Below are 9,877 nucleotides of genomic sequence, written 5' to 3'. Positions count from 1 at the left end.
AGAGCCCCGGCTCGAACCCCCCCCCCCCCCCCACACCCACCCCCCCCCCCCCCCCCCCCCAGGACGCCGCCCCCCCCCCCCCCCCCCCCCCCCCCTGCGGCACACTGGGCGGGTGCACGACTTCGCCCTGGTCGACCAGGACCCCGCCCCCGAACGGTACGGACGCCTGCGGGTGCGGGCGGCCGACCTCTCCCCCGCCGACTGGCTCACCGCACACGGCCCCGGCCAGGGCGCCTTCGGCACGGTGGCGGCCATCGCCGCGCCGGGCTTCGACGCCTACGCCCGGATCCTGCACCCCGCCCGGCTGGACGAGCGGCCGGTGCGCTGGTCGGCGGTGGCCGCCGCCCACGGGACGCGGGTGACGCCGGACATCCGCTGGCACGAGGTCGTCGGGGCGGACGAGGACCACGTCAGCCGATCCGGTCCCGGGCTGCCCGGCGTGTGGGACGAGCACCCCGCCGAGGGCCCGACCCCGCCCGAGGTCGCGGAGGCGCTGCTGCCCGTGCTGGCCCGGCACACCGGCACGCCCGAGCGGTGCTGGTTCGGGCTCTGGCACGGGTACGGCCGCTGGGACTGGGACCGGTTCCCGACGTTCGGCACCCCGGGCCGCGAGGAGGTCCTGCTGGCCGGCCGGCTGACCGACGCCGTCTCCCCGGTGACGCCGGACGAGTACGCCGAGCTGCCCGACCTGTGGTGGCCGCAGGACCGGGCCTGGGTGCTGGGCGGGGACGTGGACCTGGTCAGCACCTACGTCGGCGGCTCCCGGGAGCTGATCGCGGACCTGCTGGCATCGGCGGACCTGGAGGCACATCCCGCCTTCCCGGACGACCGGGTCGGCTGATCCTCCGAAATATTTCGTTGCCAACCTCGAATGATGCGGGGGGTAGTGACGGCCCGCCACCCCCTCTTATCATCCAGTCCGGGAAGTCGACCATTGTTCGCCATGTCGAACATGCGGGGCGGCATTCCCTTATGTCAGGTACATGGCATACCCGCAACGATCGACCGTACGAGGAGAACCATGAAACGTCCCCCGTGGTCAGGAAGGCGCCTGGTCGCCCTCGTGGGCGCGTTCGCCGCGGCCACCCTCGCGGTGACCGGCACGGCCGACGCCCGGCCCGCGCCGGTGAAGGCGGACACCCTCGGCGCCCAGGCCGCCCAGTCGGGGCGGTACTTCGGCGCCGCGGTGGCCGCCGGAAAGCTCGGTGACGGCACGTACAGCACGATCCTGGACCGGGAGTTCAACGCGGTCACGCCCGAGAACGAGATGAAGTGGGACGCCACGGAACGCTCCCGGGGCTCCTTCACCTTCACCGCCGCCGACCAGATCGTCGGCCACGCCGTCGCGCACGGACAGCGCGTGCGGGGTCACACCCTGGTCTGGCACTCCCAGCTTCCCTCCTGGGTCGCCGCGATCAGCGACGCCACCACGCTGCGCACCGTGATGCGCGACCACATCACCGCCGAGGCGAGCCACTTCAAAGGCAAGGTCTACGCCTGGGACGTGGTGAACGAGGCGTTCGCCGACGGCGGCAGCGGGGCGCGCCGGGCCTCCGTCTTCCAGAACGTCCTCGGCGACGGCTACATCGAGGACGCCTTCCGCACCGCCCGCGCGGCCGACCCGGCGGCCAAGCTCTGTTACAACGACTACAACATCGAGAACTGGTCGGACGCCAAGACCCAGGCCGTGTACCGCATGGTGCGCGACTTCAAGTCCCGCGGCGTGCCCATCGACTGCGTCGGCTTCCAGAGCCACTTCGGCACCTCCGGCCCGCCGGCGAGCTTCCGGAGCACGCTGGCGAACTTCGCCGCCCTCGGCGTGGACGTGCAGATCACCGAGCTGGACATCGCGCAGGCACCGGCCACCGCGTACGCCGACACGGTCAAGGCGTGCCGCGACGTCGGCCGCTGCACCGGCATCACCGTGTGGGGCATCCGCGACAGCGACTCCTGGCGCACCGGGGAGAACCCGCTGCTGTTCGACGGCGCGGGCAACAAGAAGGCCGCGTACGGCGCGGTGCTGTCCGCGCTCGGCTCCGCGCCCGCCGCGCCGGCCAGGCACAAGGGACTGCCGTCGAGCTTCGCCTGGTCGTCCAGCGAGCAGCTGATCGCGCCCAAGTCCGACGCGACGCACGACATCGCCGGCATCAAGGACCCGTCCGTCGTCCGCTACAAGGGCAAGTACCACGTGTTCGCGAGCGTGGCCAGCGCCTCCGGCTACAACCTCGTCTACCTGAGCTTCAAGGACTGGTCGCAGGCGGGCTCGGCCACCCACCACTACCTGGACCGCACGGCCGTCGGCAGCGGTTACCGGGCCGCGCCCCAGGTGTTCTACTACGCGCCGCAGAAGCTGTGGTACCTCGTCTACCAGACGGGCAACGCGTCGTACTCCACCAACAAGGACATCTCCGACCCGGACGGCTGGAGCGCGCCGCGCGACTTCTACCCCGAGATGCCGGACATCATCAAGCGGAACATCGGCGACGGCTACTGGGTCGACATGTGGGTGATCTGCGACCGGGTCAACTGCTACCTGTTCTCCTCCGACGACAACGGGCACCTCTACCGCTCGCAGACCACCGTCCGCCAGTTCCCGAACGGCTTCACCAACACCGTCATCGCGGCCCAGGACTCCAACCGGTACGCCTTGTTCGAGGCGAGCAACATCTACAAGGTGCAGGGCAGCAAGCAGTACCTGATGCTGGTGGAGGCGATCGGCTCCGACGGACGGCGCTACTTCCGCTCCTGGACCTCCTCCAGCCTGGCCGGCTCCTGGTCCCCGCTGGCCGATTCCGAGAGCAATCCGTTCGCCCGGGCGAGCAACGTGGCCTTCCCGTCGGGCGCCTGGACGAAGGACATCAGCCACGGCGAGATGATCCGCGCCGGCTACGACCAGACGCTCACCATCCCCGCGTGCGGGCTCCAGTACCTGTACCAGGGCATGGCCCCGGACGCGGGCGGTGACTACAACAGCCTGCCGTGGCGGCTCGGCCTGCTCACCCAGACCGGCTCCCGCTGCTGAACGGCCGGACGCGGGACGCCGCCGTGTGCGGTGTCCCGCGTCCGCGCGTCCGCCGTGACGCGCCTACGGGTTGACGACGACGCCGCCGAAGGTCACCGCGAGGCGGCCGTCGGAGGCGAAGGACCAGCCGAGGGCGCCCGCGTAGGAGGAGCAGCGCGAGCCGTTGGAGCCGGTCCAGAACTGGTCGGAGCCGTCGACGCTGCCGACCGTCTTGTCATTGGAGCCGCCGCCGGCGAAGCGGCAGGAGGTGTCGTCGCGGAACACCGACGTGCCCTTGTCGAACGAGAAGTTGCGCTCGGCGTTGTCGATGCCGACGTTGCCGGAGATCGTCATGGTGCCCGGGTTGCTGTTGTAGGTGAACCCGTGGTGACCGTTCTTGTAGGCGATGCTGTGCTGGACGACGTGGTTGACGGGGATGTCGTCGCCGCCGAGCTTGTAGCCGTTGCGGTCGCCGTTGGTGTTGACGGTGCCGTCGCTCAGCGTGCCGTTGTCGTAGGACAGGGAGTACTCGATGGTCACCGGGCCGATGGGGCCGGTGTCCGTCTTGGTGTACAGGTCCCAGCCGTCGTCGATGTTGTGGTGTGAGACGTCGTAGCGGAAGACGTTGCCGGTGCCGGTGGTCAGCTTGGCGGCGAAGCCGTCGGCGTCCTCGCCGTCGGAGTCGGCGTTGTCGTGCGACTCGGAGCTGACGATCAGGTTGTTCGACGGCCACTGGGAGCTGGGGGTGGTGGACGCGATCCGGCCGAGCTGGAGCCCGGTGTCGCGGTTGTAGGCGGTCACCACGCGCTCGACGACGTTGTTGCTGCCGCCGACGTAGATCCCGTTGTCGCCGGCGTGCTCGACGGTGAGGCCGGACAGCCGCCAGTAGTCGGCGAACAGCTGGATGCCCCGGTTGGACGGGCTCTCCGTCTGCGCCGAGAAGTTCAGGACCGGCTTCTCGCCCGGGTAGGCGGCCAGGGTGGTGCGGGCGGCGGCGGTGCCGTCGCTGTCGGCCGGGATGGTGACGGTGGAGGACGGGCGGTACGTCCCGCCGCGCAGGTAGATCGTGCCGCCGGGGGTGATCCGGCCGATGGCGGAGGTGAGCGTGGTGGGCGCCGACTCCGTGCCGGCCGCGCCGTCGGTGCCGGTGGGTGACACGTAGAGCACGTTGCCGGTCGCCGCCGGCGCCACGTCGGCGTCGAGGTAGTCGAGGTTGGGCAGGCCGTCGGCGGTGGTCGGGGTGAGGCGGACGGTGTTGGAGCCCGCCTTGACCGGCACGGTGAACGTCTTGGTCGTCCAGGTGGCCCAGGCGCCGGTGGCCTCGAAGGAGGCGGTGGCGGCCGACGTGCCGTTGACGGCGACGGTGGCCGGCCGGGCGGTGGCCGAGCCGTTGGCGTAGCGGATGTTCAGGGTCGCGGTGCCCGCGCTCGCCGCGTTCACGGTGAACTGGACGTAGGCGCCCGAGGCGTTGGTGGCGTTGCAGAATCCGCTGCCGGAGTACCCGGTCCAGTCGGAGTCGACGGTCCCGGTGCAGACCGCGGGCGCGCTCTCGGCCTCGTACCGGGTGGTCACGGCCTGGGCCGTGGTGCCGGACAGCGCGACGAGCGCACCGGTCAGCAGTCCGGCGCTCGCGATGGCTGGTCTCAGTTGCATCGGCTTGTCTCCCTGCGGGTTGACTCGGCTGTGCGGGTGCGAGCGGTCCAGAGGGGTGAACACGGCGGCCGGTCGTGGCATGGTGAAGCAGGATCGGAAAGCGCTTTCCCTCTGGACTTTCCCGACGGTAGGGAGCAGTCATGCACACGTCAATGGTCGTGTACATGATTCATATTCAGATAAGTGAATCAGCGGGAGGTTACTCGCCGGGCGCGAGAGTGCGGGCGACGACGGCCGCCGCGTCGGCGATCAGCGCCTGGTCCACCGGAGCGTCGGGGGCGCTCTTGTCGGACAGCACGGCCAGCACCACCGGGGTCCCCCGGGTCGTCCAGGCCACGCCGATGTCGTTGGCGGTCGCGTAGTCCCCGGTCCCGGTCTTGTCCGCCACGACCCAGGCGGCCGGCAGCCCCTTGCGGAACCGGTCCGTGCTGGTGGTGTTGCCCTTCAGCCAGCCGACGAACCGCTCGCGGTCGGCGGCGGCCAGCGCCCGTCCCAGGGCGAGGCGCTCCAGGCTCCCGGCGATCGCCTCCGGCGTCGTGGTGTCCCTCAGGTCGCCGCGGAGCGCGGTGTTCAGCTCCGGCTCCCAGCGGTCGAGCCGGCTCACCGGGTCGCCGAGCGACCGGAGGAAGCGGGTGAGCCCGGCCGGGCCGCCGAGCTCCCGGAGCAGCAGGTTGCCGGCCGCGTTGTCGCTGTACTGGATCGCCGCCGCGCACAGGGCGGCCACGGTCATGCCGGTCGCCAGGTTCTCCTCGGTGCGCGGGGAGTTGGGCAGGATGTCACGCGGCGGGTAGTGCACCACCCGGTCCAGCGGAGCGCGGTCGCCGTGGTCGCGCAGCACCGCCGCCGCGGCGAACGCCTTGAACGTCGAGCACATCGCGAACCGCTCCCCCGCCCGGTGGGACACGGTCCGCCCGGTGCGGACGTTGCGGGCGTGGACGCCGAGCCGGGCGCCGTAACGGCGCTCCAGTCCGGCGAGTTCGGCCCGTGCGGCGCGCGTGGCGGCATCGGGGGCCGCGGACGCGGCGGGCGCGGACACCGCCGTCGCGGCCACGGCGGCGCCGGTGAGGGCGAGGCCGGCCCGCAGCAAACGGCGGCGCGGCAGCGGGGCGGGGCTGTTGGCGCCGGCCGCGCCGGGGATGGTCGTCCTGGTCAAGGGCGTACTGGTCATGGGCGTACTCCTCCCGGGAGGTACGTCGTGGGTGCCGATCTTCGACGGGGAACAGCGAAACAGCCGAAGGGGATCCATGTCCAAGAGGAAAGTTTGAAGCCCGCATGCCTTTTTGATATGAATACCGGATGGATCTTCTGGCCCACCTGGAGGCGTACGTGGCGACGGCCGAGGAGGCGGGCTTCTCCCGGGCCGCCGAACGGCTCGGCATCGCCCAGCCGTTGCTCAGCCGTCGCGTCAAGACGCTGGAGGAGCACTTCGGCGGCCCGCTGTTCGACCGGTCCCGGCGGCAGATCGAGACCACGGAACTGGGGGTGCTGCTGCTCCCCTACGCCCGGGACGTGCTGGACCGGGCCCAGCGGCTGCGGCAGGTCGCCCGCTCCGCCCGGCGGTCGCGGGTGTGCGCCGTGGGCGTCCCCGCCGACTGCGCCCCGGCCGCGCTGGCCCGCGCCCTCCGCGCCGGAAGCGAGCACGGGATCACCCTCGGCATGCGCGAACTGGCGCCACTGGAGCGGGATTCCGGGCTGACCGACGGTTCCCTCGGCTACGCGCTGGTGCGCACCGCTCCGGAACGGGCCGCTTTCCGCGTGCCGTTGGGGCTGGCGTCCGCGCCGGTGCCGGACGGCGCGGGCGCCCGGCGCACGCTCCACCTGGAGGAGCTGCGGCCCCGCCGCGGCCGAGGGGCCGCACCCGCCGCCGCTCCGCCCCTGCTGCTGCTGACGGAGGACCAGGTGCCTTACTTCCAGGACCGGTTGACGCGCGCCGCCGCGCGCGCCGGACTCCCCGAGGAGCGGATCCGGCCGGCCGGGGCGGCGGCCACCGCGCTCGCCGAGACCCTGGCCGGACACGCCCTGCTGCTGTGCGCCGAACCGTTCGCCCGGCAGCACGGCGCCCACTGGACCCCGCTCGCCGACCGCGCGCTGCACCGGGGCTACGACGTGGGCGCCGCCCCGGACCGCGACGGCGCCAGGGACGTACCGGACTGGCTGGCCGCGCTGCTCGCCTCGGCGGTGGGCGCCGCACCCCGCCGAGGGGGACCGGATGCGGCGGCCGGGCACCCGGACGTCCCCGCGCGGCTGGCGGCACGCGGATGAGCGCGGCGGCCCACCACCCGATGTACACCGGCGGCGACGGCGCCCTGCTGGACGTCGCCGAGGCCATCGCCGCCAACTGGGCGGCGCTGGGCGTGCGCGGCTCCTTCCTCGCCCGCGACCTGGACACCGGCGAGCAGCTCGGCTTCGACACGGACGAGCCGGTGCCGCTCGCGTCGGTGGCGAAGGTCCCGCTCGCCCTGGTCGTGCTGGACCGGATCGCGGCCGGGGAGCTGGACGCGGCCCGCCCGGTGACGGTGGACCCCGGCACCAGCAGCGTCGGCCCCACCGGGCTCGCCGCCTTCCGGCACCCGGCCACCGTGGCCGTCGGCGACCTGCTCCTGCTGATGCTGTCGGTGAGCGACAACGCCGCCGCGGACGCGCTGTTCGGCCTGGTGCCGGTGGCGGAGGCCGACGCGCGGCTGCGCGCCTGGGGGTGCGACGGGATCCGGCTGCGGCACCGGATGAACCACCTGTACGAGTGCGCGGCCGGTGCCGCCGGCAACGACTTCTCCCTCGCGCTGGAGCTGGCCGTCCGCGACGAGGGGACGGGCCGGCACACGATCGAGACCCTGGACCCCGCGCACGCCAACGCGGGTACGGCCGCGGCGCTCGTCGGCCTGCTCCAGCGGGTGTGGCGCGACGAGATCGCCACCCCCCGGGCGACGGCCGAGCTGCGCCGGCTGATGGGCCACCAGGTCTTCACCCACCGGCTGGCGAGCGACCTGCGCGCGGACACGCTGCGGTGGAGCGGCAAGACCGGAACGTTCCTGCATCTGCGGCACGAGATCGGGGTCGTCGAGGCGGACCGGGGGCAGCGGGTGGCGATGGCGGCGCTCACCCGCGGCAACCGCCGCGCGGGGCTGGCACCGGACATCGACCTGGCCATCGGGGCGGCGGCGCGGGAGGCGTTCGAGGCGCTGCGCGGCTGACGGGTCCCGGGTGCCGCACGGCCGGTCAGGACAGCAGGCGCTGCTCCTGCGCCACCGCCACCGCGCCCGCCCGGGTGTCCACGCCGAGTTTGTCGTAGATGCGGCGCAGATGGGTCTTGACGGTGGCCTCGCTGATGTAGAGGGCGCGGGCGATGGCGTGGTTGGACAGGCCGCGGGAGAGGTGGGCGAGGATGTCCCGTTCCCGGGGGGTGAGGGCGGGGCGCGGGTTGCGCAGCCGGGACATCACGCGGTCGGCGACCGGGGGCGAGAGCGCCGGGCGGCCCTGGGCGGCGGCGTGGATCGCCGTGAACAGGTCCTCGGCGCGCTCGGCCTTCAGCAGATAGCCGGTGGCGCCCGCCTCGACGGCGCGGGTGACGTCGGCGTCGGTGTCGTACGTGGTGAGGACCAGGACATGGGGGGCGGGAGCCTCGGCGCGCAGCCGGCGGGTGGTCTCGACGCCGTCGATGCCCTCGCCCAGCTGCAGGTCCATCAGCACGACGTCCGGGGCGGTCTTGCGGGCGAGGGCGAGCGCCTCCTCGCCGCTGCCCGCCTCGCCGACCACCTCGATGTCCGGCGCGCTGTGCAGCAGCGCCAGCAGTCCGGCGCGTACGACGGCGTGGTCGTCGCAGACCAGGATGCGCACCGGTGTCCGGGCGGCCGACGCGGGGGTGTGGGTCATCTCGGCTCCAACGGGATCGCCGCCGACAGGGCGGTGCCCTCGCCCGGTGCCGACTCGATGGTGAGGGTGCCGCCCAGCTGGCGCAGGCGGGCACGGATGGCGGGCAGGCCGTGGCCGCGCTCCCCCGCGGCGGACGCGGAGGCGGCGGGGGCGCGCGGGTCGAAGCCGCGGCCGTCGTCGGCGACGTCCAGCACGATCTGGTCGTCCAGGCAGGTCAGGGTGAGGATGGCGGTGCGGGCCGCCGCGTGTTCGCGGACGTTGGCGAGGGCGCCCTGCGCGATGCGCAGCAGGGCGGACTCCACCGGTGCGGGCAGCGGCTCGGGCGGGCTTCCCTCGGTATGGACGCGGACGGTGAGTTCCGGCGTCGTCTCGCGCTCGGCCACGGCGTGCAGGGCCCGCAGCAGGCCGCCGCCCTCGGCGAGATCGGCCGGGGTCAGGTCGTGGACGAAGCGGCGGGCCTCGGCGAGGCTGCGCTCGGCGATGGCCGCCGCCGTGCGGACGTGCTCGCGGGCCGTGCCGGGGGCGGTGTCCCACAGCCGGTCGGCCGCCTGGAGCAGCATGCGCTGGCTGGACAGGCCCTGGGCGAGGGTGTCGTGGATCTCCCGGGCGAGGCGTTCGCGTTCGGCGAGGGTGCCCTCGCGGCGCTCGGTCGCCGCCAGCTCGCGCCGGGTGCGGACCAGGTCGTCGATCAGGGCGTCCTGGCGGGCCGCCTGGCGCTGCATGACGACGAACACGGTGGTGGCGACGGCGGCCACCGCGGGCGGGGCCAGCAGCACGTTCGGATCGGGCCAGCCCGCCAGGCCGAGCTGGGCGGCCACCGCGAGCGCGGTCAGCAGCGCCACCAACGCGATCGCGGCGCGCGGCGGGAGCGTGCGCAGACCGGTGTAGAAGAGCGGGACCGCGCACCAGGCGAAGCTCGGGGCCAGGACGACCAGCAGCGCCCAGGCCGCCACGACCAGGCCGAGCCAGGCCAGCCGGCGCGGCGTGGGGCGGGTGCCGAGGGCCGGGCCGAGGACGTAGAGCACGGCGAGCAGCGCGGACAGGGCGATCACCCAGGGGGTGTGCGGTCCCTCCGCGTGCCGGGCCAGGTAGCGGGCGACGGACGCGGACAGCAGCACGAAGAACGCCGTGTGCATGACGACGGTGAGGGCACGGGTGTCGTCGCGCTCGGGTACGGCCACTCCCGGCACCTCCCTCGGGTCCGCGCTGAACTGGGCAAACACCCTCCATTGTGCCCAGGTGCGGGGTCCGGGGGGGTAGCCCACTGCCCGACCCCCACGAACACACCTCCCCCCCCAACAGGCCGGCCCCCCCCGCAGCCAAACCCGCCTCTAAAGGAAAGCCCACCCCCCC

The 9,877-nt window shown here is 73.4% G+C and carries 8 protein-coding genes; 4 read left to right on the top strand and 4 right to left on the bottom strand.

The window, feature by feature from the left end; all coding sequences use genetic code 11:
• The first annotated feature begins 112 nt into the window (after nucleotides 1-112).
• Nucleotides 113-841, top strand: a complete 729-nt coding sequence (locus tag ACZ4W9_RS19505) for a hypothetical protein (protein WP_467937282.1) — start codon at nucleotides 113-115, stop codon at nucleotides 839-841.
• Between the two features lie 180 nt (nucleotides 842-1,021).
• Nucleotides 1,022-3,022 (top strand): glycoside hydrolase, encoded by a 2,001-nt coding sequence (locus ACZ4W9_RS19500; RefSeq protein WP_467937280.1) that lies wholly within the window; start codon nucleotides 1,022-1,024, stop codon nucleotides 3,020-3,022.
• 63 nt (nucleotides 3,023-3,085) lie between these two features.
• Here the strand turns inward: ACZ4W9_RS19500 and ACZ4W9_RS19495 are convergent, their stop codons facing one another.
• Nucleotides 3,086-4,654 (bottom strand): carbohydrate-binding protein, encoded by a 1,569-nt coding sequence (locus ACZ4W9_RS19495; RefSeq protein ID WP_467937278.1) that lies wholly within the window; start codon nucleotides 4,652-4,654, stop codon nucleotides 3,086-3,088.
• Nucleotides 4,655-4,853: 199 nt separating this feature from the next.
• A complete protein-coding gene (gene bla, locus ACZ4W9_RS19490) occupies nucleotides 4,854-5,822 on the bottom strand; it encodes a class A beta-lactamase (protein ID WP_467937276.1) in 969 nt (322 codons plus the stop codon).
• 128 nt (nucleotides 5,823-5,950) lie between these two features.
• On the opposite strand from bla, the gene ACZ4W9_RS19485 reads away from it, so the two are divergent.
• Together ACZ4W9_RS19485 and ACZ4W9_RS19480 are read left to right on the top strand one after the other, a co-directional pair.
• Nucleotides 5,951-6,916, top strand: coding sequence for a LysR family transcriptional regulator (locus ACZ4W9_RS19485; RefSeq protein ID WP_467937274.1), 966 nt, complete (start codon nucleotides 5,951-5,953; stop codon nucleotides 6,914-6,916).
• A complete protein-coding gene (locus tag ACZ4W9_RS19480; RefSeq protein ID WP_467937272.1) occupies nucleotides 6,913-7,845 on the top strand; it encodes a serine hydrolase in 933 nt (310 codons plus the stop codon). Before ACZ4W9_RS19485 ends, ACZ4W9_RS19480 begins: the two co-directional genes overlap by 4 nt.
• Before the next feature lie 25 nt (nucleotides 7,846-7,870).
• Here the strand turns inward: ACZ4W9_RS19480 and ACZ4W9_RS19475 are convergent, their stop codons facing one another.
• A complete protein-coding gene (locus tag ACZ4W9_RS19475; RefSeq protein WP_467937270.1) occupies nucleotides 7,871-8,524 on the bottom strand; it encodes a response regulator in 654 nt (217 codons plus the stop codon).
• Entirely contained in the window at nucleotides 8,521-9,660 is a 1,140-nt protein-coding gene (locus ACZ4W9_RS19470) for a sensor histidine kinase (RefSeq protein ID WP_467937298.1), read from the bottom strand. The genes ACZ4W9_RS19475 and ACZ4W9_RS19470 overlap by 4 nt, the downstream gene beginning before the upstream one ends.
• Nucleotides 9,661-9,877 lie beyond the last annotated feature (217 nt).

Source organism: Streptomyces sp. NPDC029296 (assembly GCF_055569255.1).
This window is presented reverse-complemented; position numbering and strand designations above follow the sequence as displayed.